15 protein-coding genes and 2 tRNA genes are annotated in these 18,585 nt (G+C 46.4%); 4 read left to right on the forward strand and 13 right to left on the reverse strand.

Features of this window, described 5'->3' with window-relative positions; all coding sequences use genetic code 11:
• Positions 1-22: 22 nt before the first annotated feature.
• From nusA to rlmE, 10 genes are all read right to left on the reverse strand, one after another.
• A complete protein-coding gene (nusA, locus tag AB1S55_RS01305) occupies positions 23-1,504 on the reverse strand; it encodes a transcription termination factor NusA (RefSeq protein WP_370979971.1) in 1,482 nt (493 codons plus the stop codon).
• Between the two features lie 10 nt (positions 1,505-1,514).
• Positions 1,515-1,976: a ribosome maturation factor RimP gene (gene rimP / locus AB1S55_RS01310; RefSeq protein ID WP_370979972.1), complete on the reverse strand. Its 462-nt coding sequence runs from the start codon at positions 1,974-1,976 to the stop codon at positions 1,515-1,517.
• Positions 1,977-2,233: 257 nt separating this feature from the next.
• Positions 2,234-2,310: transfer RNA gene (locus tag AB1S55_RS01315), tRNA-Met, on the reverse strand.
• A 492-nt stretch (positions 2,311-2,802) separates the two neighbouring features.
• A tRNA-Leu gene (locus AB1S55_RS01320) sits at positions 2,803-2,887 on the reverse strand.
• Positions 2,888-3,068: 181 nt separating this feature from the next.
• Entirely contained in the window at positions 3,069-3,431 is a 363-nt protein-coding gene (gene secG, locus AB1S55_RS01325) for a preprotein translocase subunit SecG (protein ID WP_370979973.1), read from the reverse strand.
• A 19-nt stretch (positions 3,432-3,450) separates the two neighbouring features.
• Positions 3,451-4,191 carry a triose-phosphate isomerase gene (gene tpiA / locus AB1S55_RS01330; protein ID WP_370979974.1) on the reverse strand — a complete coding sequence of 247 codons (741 nt, stop codon included), beginning with the start codon at positions 4,189-4,191 and terminating at the stop codon, positions 3,451-3,453.
• 95 nt (positions 4,192-4,286) lie between these two features.
• The gene (glmM, locus tag AB1S55_RS01335) at positions 4,287-5,627 is read right to left on the reverse strand and encodes a phosphoglucosamine mutase (RefSeq protein WP_370979975.1); all 1,341 of its coding nucleotides are present in this window, start codon (positions 5,625-5,627) and stop codon (positions 4,287-4,289) included.
• A gap of 28 nt (positions 5,628-5,655) precedes the next feature.
• Positions 5,656-6,492, reverse strand: coding sequence for a dihydropteroate synthase (folP, locus tag AB1S55_RS01340; RefSeq protein ID WP_370979976.1), 837 nt, complete (start codon positions 6,490-6,492; stop codon positions 5,656-5,658).
• Positions 6,493-6,537: 45 nt separating this feature from the next.
• Positions 6,538-8,445 (reverse strand): ATP-dependent zinc metalloprotease FtsH, encoded by a 1,908-nt coding sequence (ftsH, locus tag AB1S55_RS01345; protein ID WP_370979977.1) that lies wholly within the window; start codon positions 8,443-8,445, stop codon positions 6,538-6,540.
• Positions 8,446-8,566: 121 nt separating this feature from the next.
• Positions 8,567-9,196, reverse strand: coding sequence for a 23S rRNA (uridine(2552)-2'-O)-methyltransferase RlmE (gene rlmE, locus AB1S55_RS01350; RefSeq protein ID WP_370979978.1), 630 nt, complete (start codon positions 9,194-9,196; stop codon positions 8,567-8,569).
• Positions 9,197-9,289: 93 nt separating this feature from the next.
• Here rlmE and AB1S55_RS01355 point away from each other — a divergent pair, with 93 nt between their 5' ends.
• The 4 genes from AB1S55_RS01355 to AB1S55_RS01370 all read left to right on the forward strand — a co-directional run bounded on the left by AB1S55_RS01355 (position 9,290) and on the right by AB1S55_RS01370 (position 12,267).
• Positions 9,290-9,589 (forward strand): YhbY family RNA-binding protein, encoded by a 300-nt coding sequence (locus tag AB1S55_RS01355; RefSeq protein WP_370979979.1) that lies wholly within the window; start codon positions 9,290-9,292, stop codon positions 9,587-9,589.
• A gap of 112 nt (positions 9,590-9,701) precedes the next feature.
• On the forward strand, positions 9,702-11,141 hold the full coding sequence (locus tag AB1S55_RS01360) for an ATP-binding protein (protein ID WP_370979980.1): 1,440 nt from the start codon (positions 9,702-9,704) through the stop codon (positions 11,139-11,141).
• A 24-nt stretch (positions 11,142-11,165) separates the two neighbouring features.
• Entirely contained in the window at positions 11,166-11,852 is a 687-nt protein-coding gene (locus AB1S55_RS01365; protein WP_370979981.1) for a response regulator, read from the forward strand.
• The gene (locus tag AB1S55_RS01370; RefSeq protein WP_370979982.1) at positions 11,842-12,267 is read left to right on the forward strand and encodes a hypothetical protein; all 426 of its coding nucleotides are present in this window, start codon (positions 11,842-11,844) and stop codon (positions 12,265-12,267) included. The genes AB1S55_RS01365 and AB1S55_RS01370 overlap by 11 nt, the downstream gene beginning before the upstream one ends.
• 6 nt (positions 12,268-12,273) lie before the next feature.
• On the opposite strand, the gene AB1S55_RS01375 is transcribed toward AB1S55_RS01370, so the two are convergent.
• The 3 genes from AB1S55_RS01375 to AB1S55_RS01385 form a co-directional block, all read right to left on the reverse strand.
• On the reverse strand, positions 12,274-13,875 hold the full coding sequence (locus AB1S55_RS01375; protein ID WP_370979983.1) for a mechanosensitive ion channel family protein: 1,602 nt from the start codon (positions 13,873-13,875) through the stop codon (positions 12,274-12,276).
• A 237-nt stretch (positions 13,876-14,112) separates the two neighbouring features.
• Positions 14,113-14,577 carry a cyclic nucleotide-binding domain-containing protein gene (locus tag AB1S55_RS01380; protein WP_370979984.1) on the reverse strand — a complete coding sequence of 155 codons (465 nt, stop codon included), beginning with the start codon at positions 14,575-14,577 and terminating at the stop codon, positions 14,113-14,115.
• 323 nt (positions 14,578-14,900) lie between these two features.
• On the reverse strand, positions 14,901-18,563 hold the full coding sequence (locus AB1S55_RS01385) for a fibro-slime domain-containing protein (RefSeq protein WP_370979985.1): 3,663 nt from the start codon (positions 18,561-18,563) through the stop codon (positions 14,901-14,903).
• Positions 18,564-18,585: the final 22 nt, after the last annotated feature.

The raw sequence follows: 18,585 nt of genomic DNA on the forward strand, positions 1-18,585 counted from the left end.
AAGGGCGTTTGTTTACATAAACTTACGCAAACCACGGCTCGCGCGCTTTCATAATCAGTGTCGATGCGCGCTCTTCAGTCATGCCGTCGATCTCCATTAACTCGTCGACACTCTGCTCTGCTAGATCTTCCATTGTGCAGATCGCTTTTGCCGCTAAAGCAAAAGCTAAAGGCTCGTCCATGCCTTCCATAGTAAGCAGGTCTTCAGCCGGCTGCCCGCCTTCTGCCTGCTCTTCAGTTGCTAAAGCTTGAGTTAAGAGGGCGTCTTTAGCCCTGTTACGCAATTCTTCAGCGATATCTTCATCAAAGCCGTCAATGGCTAAGAATTCTTCCATTGGCACATAAGCCACCTCTTCAAGAGATGCAAAGCCTTCATCAACAAGAACGCCTGCAACGTCTTCATCGATATCAAGCGCATCCATAAAGGTGCTCATTAAGTCGCCACTTTCTGCTTGCTGCTTTTCTTCCCAAGCATCAACGCTCATGACGTTGATGTTCCAACCGGTAAGCTCAGAAGCCAAACGTACGTTTTGACCACCGCGACCAATTGCTTGCGCTAAGTTATCTTGCTGAACAGCAATATCCATAGCGCCGGTCTCTTCATCCATAACGATGGATTCAATTTCAGCAGGAGCCATTGAGTTAATAACAAATTGCGCAGGGTTATCGTCCCAAAGCACAATATCGATACGCTCATTACCAAGCTCATTTGAAACTGCCTGTACACGTGCACCACGCATACCAACACAAGCACCAACAGGATCGATGCGACCATCATTTGTTGATACTGCAATCTTTGCTCGTGAGCCTGGGTCACGAGCTGCACCTTTAAGGGAGATAACTTCTTCTGAAATCTCAGGCACTTCAATTTTAAATAGCTCGACCAACATTGCAGGAACAGCGCGACTTAAAAACAACTGTGGACCACGTGCTTCTGGGCTAACTTCGTTAAGTACTGCGCGAACTCGATCATTCATGCGAAACACTTCACGTCCAACTAACTGGTCGCGAGGAAGTAGACCTTCTGCATTACCACCAAGATCAACAATAATATTGTCGCGGGTCACTTTCTTAACTGAGCCAGCAAGAATTTCACCTAGGCGTCCACGATACTCTTCGACAACTTGCGCACGCTCTGCTTCACGAACCTTTTGTACGATTACTTGCTTGGCCGTTTGCGCTGCAATACGACCAAAGTCTTCGTTTTCAATCACTTCGCTATGAATGTCACCAATCTTTAAGTTTGAATCAGCTTCGGCAGCTTCTTCAGTTGTCAGCTGCGTACCCAATTCAGCCAGTACGTCATCGGCAACCACTTCCCAGGTACGCACGGTTTCATAATCACCAGTATCGCGATCAATCGTGACTTCAATATTACTTTCTTCTTCGTAGCGCTTTTTGGCTGCCGTAGCTAAGGCAAGCTCAATCGCTTCAAAAATAATTTCTCGGTCTACACCTTTCTCGTTGGATACAGCGTCTGCGACCAACAGAATTTCTTTTTTCATCGAGCTTCCTCTAATCCTCAAAAGTGGGGACAACGTTGGCTTTATCAATTAATTCATAAGGAAGAATGTATTCTTCCTTATCAACCTGAAGCACAACCTCATCTCCCTCGACGCCTTTAAGCAGGCCGGAAAATTTTCTCTGCCCCTCAAATGCAATGCGCAATCGTAAACGTACTTTTGCACCAGCATATTTTTCAAAATGCTTTAATTTATAAAGGGGTCTATCTGTGCCTGGAGAAGATACCTCTAAAGTATATTCTCCAGTAATAGGGTCTTCGACATCAAGAACGGCACTTACTTGGCGACTGACTGACTCGCAGTCCTTCAAACCTATACCGCCTTCTTTATCGATATAAATGCGAAGCATAATCTGCTTGCCGTGGCTTTGGTATTCCAAACCCCACAGTTCACAGCCAAGCGCTTCAGCGACTGGCTCTATCAGTGTTTCTAGTTCAGTTTGTATTGAACTCATATGCATATATGACAAACAAAAAATGGGCTAAGCGCCCATTAGAGATTCTTCGAAGCGCTGTATTAACAAAAAGCACTTCATTCTAATACAGAAATTCGCTGGTTACATTTCAAACAGGTACAAAAAAACCCCATATAGGGGTTTTTCGCCGCGCTCATAATGCGCTTTTTTTCGCAGCGATCCATTCTGGGCTACCTGACTAATAAAAATAACTTTAGCCAGTTGCGAGCTACTATCCATATAGCTTGCAAAAAAATTGGTAGCGGGGGCTGGATTTGAACCAACGACCTTCGGGTTATGAGCCCGACGAGCTACCAGGCTGCTCCACCCCGCACCAACGTCGCGAGAGACATGTCTCAAGCGAGGCGCGCATTATAGGGAGAGGCCCCATAGCGGTCAAGCCTTATTTGGTTTTTATTTCAATAAGAATGAAATTAGATTTTTAAGGGCCTTAAAAGCAGACAAGCAGAGGCACTTAAACCAAACACAAAGCCTAGATAGTAGCGCAACATAAAAACCGAGAACCAAATTCAAAAACAAAAACAAGCAAAGTGAGCGAGACAGCAAACCATACCCCCGCACAGAGAACCGCCCCACAGAACCAAGCCCGCCCACCTACATAAAGAACCTTTTTATGAGGGCGCCCACAAAAACACAGGAAAGCGATCATGGGTACAAGAGCCTGCGCGCGCCCATAGGAGCGAGAGGCATAATCGAGAAACAGGAAGCCTCAAACCACCCCGGAGACAAGTCCGACCTTTATGCAAAGAGCTCGACCAGCAACAACGAAAAAAGGCCCCTCACTTACGTGAAGAGCCTTTTTATTTGGTGCCCAAGGCCGGACTTGAACCGGCACGGCTTGCGCCACTACCCCCTCAAGATAGCGTGTCTACCAATTCCACCACTTGGGCAAAAACCTAGATATTTTTCGCTTATTATGCGCACGGAGGGGGTCCCGACACGCTAGGCGTTGTCACTCTCTGCATCCTGCTTCCGTGACACTTGTGCATCCTGCACCTCATCTACCCATTCACCACTTGGACAAAGGGGTATAATAGCCGCCGAAGCGACTATTAATATTCTGCACTACAACTATTGAGCCGGAGCAGGAACTTCTTCAACTTCGAGCACTGGAACGTCGTTTGCCGGAGCAGTTTCAACTTCGAGTACTGGAACATCAGCTTCCTGCAGAGCAGGTAGATTAATTTCATCACTAATTGAGCTTTGTTTTTTAGCAATAATTGCCAAGCTAAAGCTCGTAACAAAAAAGACAAATGCAAAAATAGCAGTAAGTTTTGCAAAGAAATTACCTGTGCCTGTAGCACCAAATAAGGTTTGCGAAGCACCGGTACCAAAAGAGGCACCCATTTCTGCACCCTTACCTTGCTGCATCAAAATCAAACCGATGATGATTAGGGCAACCAGTAAATGTGCAAGTAATATCAAATTTTCCATCAGTCTCTACCAATAGCTTTTAGTCAGCCGCACGGCAAATGGCTAAGAAGTCTTCTACTTTTAACGAAGCTCCGCCTACCAATGCGCCATCAATGTCTTGCTGAGCAAAAAGTGCCGCCGCCGTATCTGGCTTTACACTACCGCCGTATAGAATAGCGGTTTGCTCACCTTCAGGCCCAAGCACCTCACGAATATATGCGTGAACATCTTGCGCCATTTCTGGCGTTGCTGAAAGTCCAGTACCAATGGCCCATACAGGCTCATAAGCAACAACACCTTTGGCAACACCCTCTAAACCACAGCGATCAATAACCGCTCGTAGCTGCTGACCAACCACATCAAAAGTAAGCTCTGACTCACGCTCTGCTTGCGTTTCACCAACACAAAGAATCGGAGTAAGACCTTTATTAATGGCCGCTTCAAATTTTTCCGCTACTAACTCAGAGCTTTCACCCTGGTATTCGCGACGCTCACTGTGACCAACAATTGCATATTTGCAACCTAGGTCCAGCAACATATCAGCACTTACCTGACCGGTATAAGCACCGCTCTCATGCTGACTTACATCCTGAGAACCAAAAACAATGTTACTTTGCTCAAGCAACTCTGCCGTTTTGGCAAGATAAGGGTAAGGAGGACAAACCGCTACCTCGGCCTTGTGAACTCCAGACCAACCTTCACTCAAACCTGCTAACAACTCAGTAGTCTGGGCAAAGCTGGCATTCATTTTCCAGTTTCCAACAACTGTAGGACGACGCATTACAGCTCCTTTTTCTCTTCATGGGCACACCCATGCTCAAGCGGGCGGCAATTGTAGGGGAAGCGCTTATTACTTACAAGCGCCAATTAAAACGATCAAGCAAGTGCCTTAGCAACCACTTCGGCCAATTCTTCACAGAGCTGATTGACCTGATCAATGTTTTCACCTTCGACCATAACTCGAATAACGGGCTCAGTACCCGAAGGACGCAATAACACTCGGCCGCGCCCAGCCATGGCTTTTTCTACAGCACTAATTGCACTGCAAACAGGCTCATTCTTACTGAGGTCTACACGGTTAACAACGGGCACATTGATCATGCACTGAGGGAACATACTAAGCTCAGCACAAGCATCCGCCATGCTGATATCTCGGCCACGCAACGAATTAAGCACCTGCAACGCAGCAATAATACCGTCACCGGTGGTGGTTACGTCATTACAGACGATATGACCAGAGCTTTCCCCACCGATCAACCAACCTGTTTGCGCCATGCGCTCAATGACATAACGATCACCAACATTCGCTCGCTCAAAACCAATACCTAAGTCTCGCATAGCAAGCTCAAAACCATAATTGGTCATCAATGTTCCGACAACGCCCTCACAACCTTGATCGCCCTGCTGACGATAACTAGCAATAATATAGAGGAGTTGATCACCATCAACTTCACGACCTAGGTGGTCAACAAATAAGACGCGATCACCATCTCCATCAAATGCAATACCTAAGTCAGCCCCTTTCTCTATGACCGTTTTACTCAAGGCCTCAAGGTGAGTCGAGCCGCACTCGAAGTTAATGTTAAGTCCGTCAGGTTTATTACCTATAACTGTGACTTGAGCCCCCAGCTCAGTAAACACCTTAGGGGCAATGCTGTAAGTTGCACCATTGGCGCAATCCAAGACGATATTCATACCTTCAAGGTTAAAACCCCAAGGTAGAGAGCCCTTACAAAACTCAACATAACGCCCTTCAGCATCATCAATACGTCGAGCCTTACCTAACGCAGAACTCATAACCATTGGCTGATCAAGCTGATGCTCAATAGCTAATTCCAACTCGTCGGCCAATTTAGTGCCACTGCCATTAAAAATCTTAATGCCGTTATCGGTAAACGGGTTATGCGATGCGCTAATAACAATGCCGGCCTTAGCCTGGAAGGTTCTTGTCAAATATGCAATGGCCGGTGTTGGCATAGGACCAAGTAAACCAACATCAACACCGGCAGCAATCAAACCTGCCTCTAAGGCGGACTCAAACATATAACCACTAATGCGAGTATCTTTACCTATAAACACAGCGCCGGGTTTATGTGAGCCATGATGACCAAGCACCTTGCCCACCGCCCAGCCAAGCTGAAGCAAAAACTGCGGGTTAACATGCTCATCACCAACACGACCACGAATTCCATCCGTGCCAAAATACTTTCTAGACATAAGTCCTGCCTATGCGCCGAACAACAATTCAGCGTAAAAATTCATATATCGCTCTGATATCGGCTGTTTCAGCAACATCATGAACTCGTAAAATTGTCGCACCTCGACTCAATGCGTCGTAGGCAAGCGCCAAAGAACCAGCGAGACGCTGATCAAGCTCCCGGCCCAATAAACGACCTAGCAGCGACTTTCTTGAAACACCGATTAATACGGGGTGCCCCTTCGCAACAAACTGGTCCGTTGCTTTTAAAAGGGCGAGATTATGCTCATCCAGCTTGCCAAAGCCAATACCCGGATCAAGAATAATATTTTGCTTTTTCAGGCCTTGATTAACACAAAGCTCAATTCGCTTGTCGAACCATGCCAACACCTCGCTGACCACATCCTCATAAACAGGAGCCTCTTGCATGCTAGAAGGCTGTCCCTGCATATGCATCAGACAGACAGGCAGAGCACTTTCGACAGCCGCAGCCATTGCGCCTGGGCGCTGCAAGGCTCGCACATCATTTATTAATGCGGCGCCTTCTTGTGCCGCAGCCGCCATAACAGAAGCAGTACTTGTATCAACAGAAACAGGCACCGAAAAGCGTTCAACAATGGCCCTTACGACCGGCAGCACACGCTCGTGCTCTTCTTCTTCACTAACTGGGGCCGCACCTGGACGAGTTGACTCGCCACCAACATCAATAATATCAGCCCCATCTTCTAGCAAGGCCTCAACTTTCATTAATACGGCATCTAGATCCAAGCCCGAAGCGCTTGAACCGTAAAGGCGACCACCATCAAAAAAAGAGTCTGGAGTGACATTTAAAACCGCCATAATCCTAGGGCGCGAAAAAAATGCCGACTGAATTAAATTAGACATGAAAAACTAAAAGGCCAGCGCAAAGGCTGGCCTTACCTACATTATTTATTTTTCTTCTGCGGGCCCACCGACGGGCTTTTCATCTTCAGCATTTGCCGCCTCAGCACTAGGAGCGGCATCATTAGAACCTCCCCACTGGCCTTCACCCCAATCACGCGGCGGGCGAACCTTACGGCGCTGCATCAAGTCTTCAACCTGATCGCTGTCGATGGTTTCATACTCCATAAGGGCGTCTTTCATCGCCTCGAGAATATCTCTATTGGCCGCAAGAATCTCTTCTGAACGCTTATAAGTCTCATCGATTAAACGACGCGCTTCATCATCAATCAGCTTGGCTGTCTCGCCACCATATTGCTGAGTACCTGTACCTGGGTAAGCCCCCTCATCTTCACCATAGTGAACAGGCCCAAGCTTCTCGCTTAACCCCCACTTAGTGACCATGTTACGAGCCAACTGGCTAGCACGCTCAATGTCATTTGAAGCACCGGTGGTGACACCATCAACGCCAAGTGTCATTTCTTCGGCAATACGACCACCAAATAAAGAGCAAAGCATAGACTCCAAAGCACGCTTGCTGTGGCTGTGCTTATCTTCTTCTGGCAGGTACTGAGTAACACCCAAAGCGCGACCGCGCGGAATAATACTGACTTTATGCACGGGATCATGCTCTGGCACTAGATAACCCACAATGGCGTGGCCCGCTTCATGATAGGCCGTATTTTCTTTTTCCTTCTCGTTCATCACCATTGATTTGCGCTCTGCACCCATCAAGATTTTGTCACGAGCGCGCTCGAACTCTTCCATGCCAACCAAGCGCTTATTCGAACGAGCAGCAAAAAGAGCTGCCTCATTCACCAAGTTCGCCAAATCCGCACCACTAAAGCCGGGTGTACCACGCGCAATAATCGACTCTTCAACATTGTCATCTGCAGGTACTTTACGCATATGAACTTTAAGGATCTGCTCACGACCACGAATATCTGGTAAGCCAACAAATACCTGCCTATCAAAACGCCCAGGGCGTAATAAGGCTTTATCAAGCACATCAGGGCGGTTAGTGGCAGCGATGACAATCACACCTTCACTACCTTCAAAACCATCCATCTCAACAAGCAACTGGTTTAGCGTTTGCTCGCGCTCGTCGTGACCACCACCATGACCGCCACCACGATGACGACCTACTGCATCGATTTCATCAATAAAGATAATACAAGGGCTGTGCTTTTTAGCCTGATCAAACATATCACGCACACGTGAAGCACCCACACCAACAAACATTTCAACAAAGTCGGAACCCGAGATACTAAAGAAAGGAACTTTAGCCTCACCAGCAATGGCTTTAGCAAGCAAGGTTTTACCCGTACCTGGAGGCCCTGCCATCAAGACACCACGAGGAATCTGTCCACCTAAACGCTGAAAGCGGGAAGGGTCTTTTAAGAATTCAACCAACTCTTGTACATCTTCTTTGGCTTCGTCGACACCAGCAACATCGGCAAAGGTCGTTTTAACCTGATCTTCGCCCAACATGCGCGCCTTACTTTTAGCAAAGCTCATAGGGCCGCCTTTACCACCAGCGCCACCTTGCATCTGGCGCATAAAAAAGACAAACACAGCAATAAAAAGAAGAATAGGAAAGCTGGCGACTAAGAGCTGCTGCCACAAGCTGCTTTGCTCAGGTTCCTTGCTAACAATCTCGACCTTGTTATCAAGCAACAAAGGCATCAGATCTAGATCCGTTATCTGAGGCCTAACAACAGAGAAGTCTTCACCACCATCAGCGGTCACACGAATGACTCGGTCGTCGACGTCAACACGGCTTACTCGGCCTTGCTCAACTTGTTCGATGAACTCGCTATAGCTCATCTGGAACTTAGCTTTGGGCTCGTTAAAGTTCTGAAAAACCATGAACAAGATAGTGGCTATCACCATCCAGAGCATCAAATTCTTAGCCATATTTCTTCTTTACCTGAGGCCCTCTTGGGACCAACCATTTAATTTGTTACTACTAATACACCTTAGCGTGCCATAGTAAGTATACGTTGTACTCAAAGAAAGACGAATCGCCTACTTTGCCTTAACCTTTAAAGCCCTTTGCAACCACATACACCTCGCGTGAACGCGCTCGAGATGAATCTGGCTTTCGAATAAGTACGGTCGCAAAGCTCTCGCGACAAGCTTTAACATAATCATCAAAGCCCTCTCCCTGAAAAACTTTACAAGCAAAACCGCCCTTTGGCGCTAGGGTTCGCACAGCAAAATCTAAGGCCAACTCCACCAAATACATTGAAGCGGGCTGATCAACAGCACTTACTCCACTCATATTGGGGGCCATATCTGAAATTACAAGGTCACATTTATTATCACCTAATACGTCTAACAAACGCTCGTAGACCACTTCTTCAGTGAAGTCGCCCTGTACAAACTCAACTCCCGCGAGAGAATCCATAGGCAATATATCTGATGCGATCACAGAACCTTTATGGCCCGCCAGCTTCGCTGCAACTTGTGACCAGCCGCCCGGTGCCGCCCCCAAGTCAACAACCGACATACCAGGGCGAAACAAACGATCCTTATCGTTTAACTCAAGTAACTTATAACTCGCACGTGAGCGATAACCATCTTTCTGGCTTTGTTTGACATACTGATCGCTAAAATGCTCCTGCATCCAGCGATTTGAACTCTTAGATTTACTCGATTTGGACATTAACTAGCTAGCCTCTATACATCAGGCATGGATCAAAAAACACTAAAGGCTTAAAATAGCATATTTCGCCACCTATAACTTCTGGAAAAGCCTGTGCCTCTATCTCGTGACACCATAAAAAGCTATCGCAACATCGGCCACGACCTTAAACCTGTCGTCACCATCTCTGAAAACGGTTTAAGTGAAGGTGTTCAAAACGAACTTGATCGCGCTTTAACAGACCACGAACTCGTCAAAGTAAAGCTCGCCATTGGCGATAGAGAGGCTCGAAAAACCATTTGTGCAGAGGCCGCCAGTAAGGCCGGCGCTGAAATTGTTCAAGAAATTGGCAAGGTTGCGCTGATGTACCGAGAATCAAACAAAAGCAATATCAAGACCTCTAATATCCGCTAGGCCAAGCAGGCCTCAGCCGAATAAGGAAACTTTGCGCAAGCTAACGCTTAAGCCTTGCGTAAAGTTAAGAAAAACGGCTACCTTGGGCACAACATCCATAAGAGCCCGCTACGTGTTCAAGTTCAACAGCATCCATTTTAAGCTATGGCTTGCCATTGCCATCCCTCTTATTGCCTTGTTAGCAATACTGCTTAGCGTTAATTTTTTACAGTTAAAAAAACGCTTTATTCACTACAGCCAACAGGCTGCTGCCGAACAACTGCCAAGCCTTAGTAATCGACTTGCTGAAATCTACGAACAGCGCGGCTCCTTTGCCCCCTTTAAGCACAAACCTCCGCTGTGGCAAAAAGTCGTTGGCCGCAGCTTAAACCTAGCGCCTCCTCATAGGCCACCCAAACCTAGGCCCCACGATAAAAAGCCCCACAAGGCCAAACCACCCGAACGGCGTGAACCTCACATAGAAAAGAACCAGCAAGCGTTTGCGCGCAGCCTCACCCTTTATAACAGCGAGCGGCAGTATATTAGCGGCAATACCAAGCCAGCCGACGACATTCAATGGCTAGCCGTTGAGTCGCAGAATAAAATAGTGGGCTGGATCAGTTACGAGCCCCCCAAAACCATCTTACGTAAAAGCGGGCAACGCTTTTTGCTTAAGCAATTACACTTTTTTCTCTGGGCCAGCCTAGGCCTTACCCTTGCCGCCGCCTTAATTGCCGCCCTCATTGCTCGCTGGCTCACGAAGCCTCTCAAAGCAATCAAAGTCAAAGCTCAAGAAGTTGGGCAAGGGAATTTCAGTGTTCGCCTGAACTATCAAAGCAGCGATGAGCTCGGCACCCTATGCACTAGCTTTAACAGCATGGTAGAGCAGCTGGAACAAAGCGAAGAGCTGAGGCGGCGATGGTTTGCAGATATCAGCCACGAACTGCGCACTCCTGTGTCAGTTCTCAAAGCTCAAATTGAAGCAATGATTGACGGCGTGCGCCCTAGTGACAGCGACAACCTAGGTGTGTTGAATAAACAAATCAAACAGATGCAGCAACTGATCGATGACATCTTCACTCTTGCTCTAGGCGACGCTCAAGCACTTAGTTTAAGACGTGAACGTGTGGATATCGACGTGCTTTTACAAGACTTCAAACAAAGCCAAGCTTCGCGCTGCAGCCAACAGGGTTTTGAATTTCGCCTACTGACAGACAACGAGCCTTTAAGCTGTAACATCGACGCCCAGCGCTTCGAGCAAGTACTCAATAACCTTGTTAGTAATAGCCTCAGTTACAGCGATGCGCCGGGCCACATACAGTGGACGTTAAAAAGACAGCACGACCACATAGAACTTCTCTGTGAAGATAGCAGCCCCGGCGTCAGCAAGCACGAGCTACAGAAAATATTCGAACGTATGCACCGCGTAGAAAAGTCTCGAAGCCGAGCTAGTGGAGGTGCCGGCCTTGGCCTTGCACTCTGTAAAACCATCATAGAAAACCATGGTGGCAGTATCGAAGCACAAGCGAGCTCGCTTGGAGGCTTAGCCATCTTAATTAAATTACCAAGCTGATCCGCAACAAATGAGCAAGATAAAATGAGCAAGCACATTGTTATTGTTGAAGATGAAAGCACCCTTGCCGACATCATTAAATCTTATTGCGAAGCAGCTGGCTTTAGCTGCTCGGTGCTTAATGATGGGGCCATCGCTTCACAATGGTTTGAAGAGCACCAAGCAGATTTAGCCATTCTCGACCTTATGCTACCGGGTAAAGATGGTTTAACACTCTGCCGCGAGCTCCAGCAACACAGCCCGCACACAGTTATCATAATGGCGACGGCTAAAACAGAAGAGGTCGATCGCTTGTTAGGTTTGGAAATTGGCGCCGATGACTATATATGTAAACCTTATAGCCCTAGAGAACTGATCGCGCGCATTAAAGCCATTTTTAGGCGCTTAGAGGCACATGAGGAGCCATACACCCAGGAGATTAGACTGGAAGAGCAACGCCTCTGCGTTGTAGTAAAGGGGAATGAACTACAACTAACCGCCGTCGAAATGGCTTTATTTAGCTTGTTATTTCATAAACCCGGCCATATTTTTTCTCGCTCCTATATTATGGACAGCATCTATAACGACTATCGTATCGTGAGCGACAGAACGGTTGATAGCCACATTAAAAAACTGCGTAAGAAACTGAATGAAGCAGCCCCAGAACTACAGCTTATCCACTCAATCTATGGGGCGGGCTATAAATACGAATTCCAGAAGAATGAAGACTAAACACTTTAAGCAACCAAGCCTTATTTTGGCCTTAAGCACACTCTGCCTCAGCGCCTGCAGTAATTTTGGCCAGGAACTAAGTGAAAATAGTGAGTTTCTAACCCGAATGAGTGACTCCGGTTTAAAACACTTTGAATTACGCTATTTACCACCCGAAGCAAAAGAAAAATCTAAAAAGCAACAGCAAGAACAGGCGAGCAGGCCCACAAGCCCTAAGCGTCGTTATAAAAAAGTACTGTCACAAATGACAGATGAAGCCGAACGTCAGATCGAAGAAAACCACTATTGCAGAGAAGGGTTTTGGATTATGAGCTTGGTGCGCAAAGGCCCATCACTAAGAATGCGAGGCGAGTGTAACGAACTCGCCTCCAAGGAAGACAGAGATACCTACCCAGATTCGATCAAGCATTGGTAGGAATAATTAAACCTCTATATTGGCAGTTTCTCCTTCGAGCAATATTCGACGCTCGGGCAAAGCCAGATCCAGCTCGTGCTCCGCAATTACCTCTAATATTTGCAAATTAATATCTTCGGTAATGGCTTTGGCTTCATCAATTTTTACAACGTTGATATAAGCATTTAAGACAACAACATAAGCATCTTCACTGATATCCTCAAAGCGAATGCGCAAATCATCATCAAGAATTTGCTCATGGGCCTTCATCATCTCAGTTAACGATGCCAATAAAGATCGCAACTGCTCAGGTTTGGCTTTTAATGACAGCCTTAACTTGCGGTAATAATGCCGTCTATCAATAGAGGAGTAGTTTTCAACATGCTTGGAGGCAAATTCTGAATTGGGAATATAAACCAAGGTGCGATCCAGCTTACGAATCAAAGTGGAGCGCAAGCCTATTTCTTCTACCACCCCCAAAGTTGTACCAAAACGGCAAAAATCACCTGGTTTAATAGGGCGAGCAACGTAGAGCGTAAATGCGCCAAAGACATTCTCTAAGGTTTTCTGAGCCGCAAGCGCAACGGCCAAACTACCAATACCTAAACCAGCAAGTAAGGCACCAATGTTAAAGCCCTCAGCTTTCAGCCAAACCAAAGCCAAGACAAAAACAAAAACAAATTTCAGCGTTGTCGCTAAGGGTCTAGCTACCGCAACAGAGAAACGATTTTTATCACCTTTACGAATGTAGATAGAAGCAGCAAGCTCAATAACAACCAAGCCAAGCATCACCATCGCTAAATAATGCAATACTGATGGGTTCACATAAACCTTTGCACGCAAAGACAAACCTAAATGTGAAACGCCTTCTTGCAGCAATTTTAAAAATAGAAAGTAGCGAAACCCATAACGTACAAGATATTCATAAGGCTCACGGTAGAGTTCATCTATCCGTACAAATTTTAGCGGCAGAGCTAAAAGGGCCAAACCAAACCATAAAACAACACAAAGTAAAACCAGAGCAACAAACTGCCAATTGTGCATATCCCAAATTTGAAAAGCAGGTAGGTGCTGCTCTAAACGCTCAACCCAAGGTGGGTAACCAAATTCATCCCACAGTACTGGAACCTTCTGCAAGCTCGCATTGGATATACGCCAAACCTTACCACCTTCAGCATAGGGAATACGCTGAATATAAACGGGTACTTCACCGTTACTGATTTCTAATACGCCCAATAAATCTCTGTAATTAGGTAAATCATCATCGAGATGCCCCTCCTCCTCTGAACTGATGGTAGAAAGATCTACAATTTTTTGCTGGCTCCAGACAAGGGCCAAACGACGAATCAATTCAGGCCCACCTAAAGCAGCAACGTCTTTATCCAAATAGCGCATATCAATATATTCGGACGCTTGCTCCCAATCACCTTCAACTGCTGCTGCACGTAATTTCAACATCGCAGATAAGGGACTTCGACCTGGGTCGTCACGCTCAAGCTCTAAGCTCTGCTCTATCTGTTCAGCATTCTCACTGATATCAGAAATAGTCTTTAGGTTAATCTGCTCCTCGGCATATACAGAGCAATTTAAAACAGCTAAGAGAAAGGCAACAACAAACGTAAGCTTCACAGATTCATCCTGAGTCGAGCGGGCATAGAGTCTTTAACCCACTAAGAGTCTTCAACGCATAAGAAGCACTAAAGCAACAAAGCCCTAACGGGTATTAGAAAAATGGCACGAAATATAAACACAGACAAGTGTACGCGATTCTTTATACAAGACCCAATACACAAACATGAATACAGATAAGCAAAACAAATAAAGATATACAAATAGACAGGCCGCAACAAAAACTAACTACAGAAGCTACTCAAGTAAGCTTTGTTGATATTTTCGACCCAATTCACGCGCCATATTCATAATAAGCAAGGCAAACAGCTCCAAATCTTTATCATGCAAAGCCATAAGTGCATCACGATCAAGCACTAAGAGAGTCGCAGCAGCTGTCACTTTAGCTGTACCAGATTGGGGTTGAATGCCAATAAAAGCGCTTTCACCAAAAACGTCACCGTAACTTAAGCTTGCTTGTAGGGTGTGCAGTTCTTCACTATCAAAAACGCAGTCCACACGACCATCAAGTAAGACATAAATACTACTAGGCGGCTCGCCCTGAGAAAAGATGGTGTCGCCCGCTTTGTGTTGTTCGACATGAAGGTAGGCGCACAGTTCATTGAGCTGTTTTTCATCTAAGGCGCCAAATAAAGAGATACGCTCAGCGTCAAAATCCTTTGCGCTGAGAAATAAAGCTTGTTGTGCTGCTTGGACTGTCATCACACACTCCTTGGGCTTTTGGACAAAGCTCTTTACCTGCAAGCGGCAGGTCCTTGCCAAATTACCATCACTTTTACCACTTAAACATAAAGCTGCAAATCGTAGGCCATTTACCAGCGCCTATATCTTTATAGACCTTAGCTTTTGCTTACAGTTTCTTACGCTAAATACTCACTAAGCGATCAAACTGCTTAATAGGTATTTCGACCATGACGGTAAGGGCTTTAGTTCTACCTTAGCTTATCAGAAGCGTAGATACAAAAAAGCCCGCACTTAGCAGTAAATATGCTTAAGTACGGGCTCTTATTACATCCAGTTACAACTTACTCTTCAAGACACTCAAGGTTAATACTGGTTTCAAACTGGAACTCACTGCGAGTGGTATGACGCTCGGCAAAGAACAAGTCAAAACTATAGGTCTCACCAATAACCAGGCCTAACTCTGCAGCCACATTATCAACGGTAACCGTTGCCGTTTCAGCGCCGTGAACACCACCTAAGTCAATCACGCGATGACCATTGATATACACCCAAAGGTCATCATCACCAACAAAGGTAAAGGTTTCACCACCGTTATAATCAAACTGCATGTTCGCTTCTAAAGTAAAGAAGAAGTTTTTATCGTAACCATCTGTATTACCCCAGCCTTCACCGTTAAGAGGGAAGAAGTCGAAGTCAGAGTAAGTCCAAATGTTAGAACCAGGCTCACGTGTCAGGCTTAGATTGTGGGTAAACGGAATGTTGATTCCTTCAACCGTGTTATACCACTGATCAAATTCAGCACGACCATTGGTTGTCTTTGAATATCGCCCTTCTTTGGCATAGACAGGCTTACCATCAGCTCCGAGCATGTCGGTGACAATGCCCTTCTCTGAACCAATTTCATATTCAAAGTCAGGATGGCTGGCTTTAAAGTCTCTTAAAGTAACAGGAAGCAAACGTGTAGTTTCATCACTGACATTACAGGCGATAGGCTCGCTGGTTGCGCTAAAGCGAACCGTTACCGCATCACTATTATCAAGGCCATCACTGACAATAAGTTGTACAACATAATCGCCTTCAGTCGCTAGCTGCAAACTGGGTTCAGCACTTGTTGCATGAGCAAGAGAAGCGCTTGCACCGTCAGGCTGACTCAGCAGACTCCAACTGTAGCTTAGAGTGTCACCATCATCATCGTAACTATTTAGACCACTAAAGCTGAGCTCAGTACTAACATCAACTTCCTCGGCAATATCATCAATAACAGCGACGGGTTTTACGTTTAAAGTACTAAGCGTTAGCGTATCTAACTCACTATCTAACTCACCATCATTCACCATCAACTGCAGCACATAACTACCACGCACATCTATGGCCAATGTCGGCATTGCTAGATCCGCACCAACAAGTACAGAGTTTGAATCCGAAGGTGCATTTACAAGCTGCCAGTGATAACTCAAGGCATCACCATCTGGGTCATAACTATTCGAACCGTTAAGCATCACTTCCGAATTTAAAGTAACAGCCTGATCGTCCCCCGCATCAGCAATGGGTCGCTGATTTTCATTAGCACTTGTTACCGTGACTTCATCAATTTGTGAATCGAGCTCGCCATCATTAACAATCAGTGAAAATACATAAGTACCAGCCTCATCTAGGGTCACTGTAGGGCGAATCACATCTGTCGCACTTAGCTGAACCGTGCTTCCAGCTGGTGTTGTAACAACAGCCCAACTATAGCTCAGAACATCGCCATCAATATCCGAGCTACCACTCGCATCCAAACTAAGCGTCTCATGAACAACGGCACTAAGATCATCGCCGGCATCAGCCACAGGAGCATTATTCGGCTCTGGCGACGGTGAAGGGCTCGCAACCGGGCTAGGCGTTACAACCGGGCTCGGAGTTACAACCGGGCTCGGCGTTACAACCGGGCTCGGAGTTACAACCGGGCTAGGCGTTACAACTGGGCTAGGCGTTACAACTGGGCTAGGCGTTACAACTGGGCTAGGCGTTACAACTGGGCTAGGCGTTACAACTGGGCTAGGCGTTACAACTGGGCTAGGTGTTACAACCGGGCTAGGTGTTACAACCGGGCTAGGAGTCACGACAGGGCTCGGTGTTACAACTGGGCTCGGTGTTACAACCGGGCTAGGTGTCACAACAGGGCTCGGAGTCACAACAGGGCTCGGAGTCACAACAGGGCTCGGAGTCACAACAGGGCTCGGAGTCACAACAGGGCTCGGAGTCACAACAGGGCTAGGTGTTACAACAGGAACAGGTGTACCTGGGCTAGGCATGGTACTTGGAGCAACACTTGGTGTGACGCCCGGAACCGTGCTTGGCATCACACTTGGCATAGAGCTAGGCTCTGGACTGGGGTCAACGCCTGGGTTACGGCAAATTAATGAACTGCCTTCATCATTATCAACATAACCCAGCTTAAAAGGACGATAAGGCCAAGGGGCACCGTTATGAGGACGACTAATCGCTAAGTCACTAAATACGGTGTTTTTACTTGCTGGCACTAAAGGCAATTGACTGTCAGTTTCAGCGTCATAAACCCATAAACCGTATTTACTTTCTACATCACCGGCTTCGCCACCCATATTACAGAAACGGCTAATGCCATCATCATTTAAGGTACAGCTCGACCAACTTACCACTGTTCGGCTCGAGCCGTCACGATAAGGCCAAACGGCACTGTACCAGCCTGGATCGCTTAACTGACCAGGGTACAAATTCACACTGCCATCAATGAAGGCTTCCGGTGCTAACTCATTAAAAATATATTCGCTGCTGCCTGTACCAGGAGCATGAAACTCTAGAATATTACCGCCTTGCTGATCACTAAACTTGTGACGCAACAAACCAAGTAGATGACCATTTTCTGCTTGTACAAGCTTATCGATAGCAATAAAGCCTGCATCACTGGCATTCAAACTTACGGTTTCATAGAGCTGATCTAGCTGCCCTGTTTCAGGGTTAATACGTAATACAGTGTAATTATTTTTAGCTAGAGCCGCACCAATAGGAGTACTAATGGTGTAATTACAAATTTGCTCAGAATCCCAGGTTGTCGGAGTTTGAATACCTGCAGGCATTGAAGCCGAAGACATAAGAGCTGGTTCAATGGTCTCTGCAAAAAGAGCATCACCGGCTTTAGAAAGCACAGACTTTGCTCGCACGCCATTACACTCTTCGAGTACTTCGTAAGACTGCGACCAACGCACAAACGCAACCTCTCCATTTTTAAGCGAAGTGGTTGTCAAGTCGTGATTATTGCCAAAGGTGAGCTGAACAATGTTATCGCCATTTACATGCATCTTATGAAGTAGAGACGGACGCTGAGGCGGGCCAACTTTCACACAGTTATCATTTTCTGCAACAAAACGATCGATCTCACTATCGGGGTTGCCAGCTGCGCGGTCAGAAGAAAATACAATGGTGCCATTAGCCGCAAAAGCTGGAGCGGTGTCATGCCCTGAGTTAGCCACACCGTCATTAACAATAATGCGCTGAATCTCTTTAGTGGCAAAATCGTAACTATAAATATTCCACGTGTAATGGCTTTCACTGCTCTCTGGACCGTGAGCAGCAAAAAGTAAGGTGCTGCCATCAGCACTTACGTTTAAATCTTTAACGTCGTAATCACTAGAACCAAAGTAGCCTGCTAGAACATCACTCACACCAGCATCGATATCAACATTGGCCTGAAGTAATAACTTTGCACCACCGGTACGCTCATAAGGTGAACTTCTGTCCTGTATCGATTGAGCTTCATTTTGCAGGCTCGTTTTCAAGGACTTATTGTTCGCTTCCTGTGCAGAATCAATATCTCGCTTTACATACACCAAAGGAGTATCGGAAGTAATGTCTCCACTAAGGCTGGCATCAGGGCCTGCGCTTTTTTCAGAGCCTGAGCTCGCGCCACCACAAGCGACTAACAACTGAAGGCTAGCTGCGGTGCCAATAAGAGATAAATAACGACGTGTTTGCTTGTTCATAGTGAGGTCCAGAGTCTCAGTA

The organism is Agaribacterium sp. ZY112, from assembly GCF_041346925.1.
In the GTDB taxonomy this organism is placed as follows: domain Bacteria; phylum Pseudomonadota; class Gammaproteobacteria; order Pseudomonadales; family Cellvibrionaceae; genus Agaribacterium.

Coding starts and splice junctions, on each gene's coding strand:
- rimP (WP_370979972.1), bottom strand. CDS start 1,976: ATGAGTTCAATACAAACTGAACTAGAAACACTGATAGAGCCAGTCGCT.
- AB1S55_RS01370 (WP_370979982.1), top strand. CDS start 11,842: ATGAAGACTAAACACTTTAAGCAACCAAGCCTTATTTTGGCCTTAAGC.
- rlmE (WP_370979978.1), bottom strand. CDS start 9,196: ATGTCCAAATCGAGTAAATCTAAGAGTTCAAATCGCTGGATGCAGGAG.
- glmM (WP_370979975.1), bottom strand. CDS start 5,627: ATGTCTAGAAAGTATTTTGGCACGGATGGAATTCGTGGTCGTGTTGGT.
- tpiA (WP_370979974.1), bottom strand. CDS start 4,191: ATGCGTCGTCCTACAGTTGTTGGAAACTGGAAAATGAATGCCAGCTTT.
- ftsH (WP_370979977.1), bottom strand. CDS start 8,445: ATGGCTAAGAATTTGATGCTCTGGATGGTGATAGCCACTATCTTGTTC.
- AB1S55_RS01380 (WP_370979984.1), bottom strand. CDS start 14,577: ATGACAGTCCAAGCAGCACAACAAGCTTTATTTCTCAGCGCAAAGGAT.
- nusA (WP_370979971.1), bottom strand. CDS start 1,504: ATGAAAAAAGAAATTCTGTTGGTCGCAGACGCTGTATCCAACGAGAAA.
- AB1S55_RS01365 (WP_370979981.1), top strand. CDS start 11,166: ATGAGCAAGCACATTGTTATTGTTGAAGATGAAAGCACCCTTGCCGAC.
- AB1S55_RS01385 (WP_370979985.1), bottom strand. CDS start 18,563: ATGAACAAGCAAACACGTCGTTATTTATCTCTTATTGGCACCGCAGCT.
- secG (WP_370979973.1), bottom strand. CDS start 3,431: ATGGAAAATTTGATATTACTTGCACATTTACTGGTTGCCCTAATCATC.
- folP (WP_370979976.1), bottom strand. CDS start 6,492: ATGTCTAATTTAATTCAGTCGGCATTTTTTTCGCGCCCTAGGATTATG.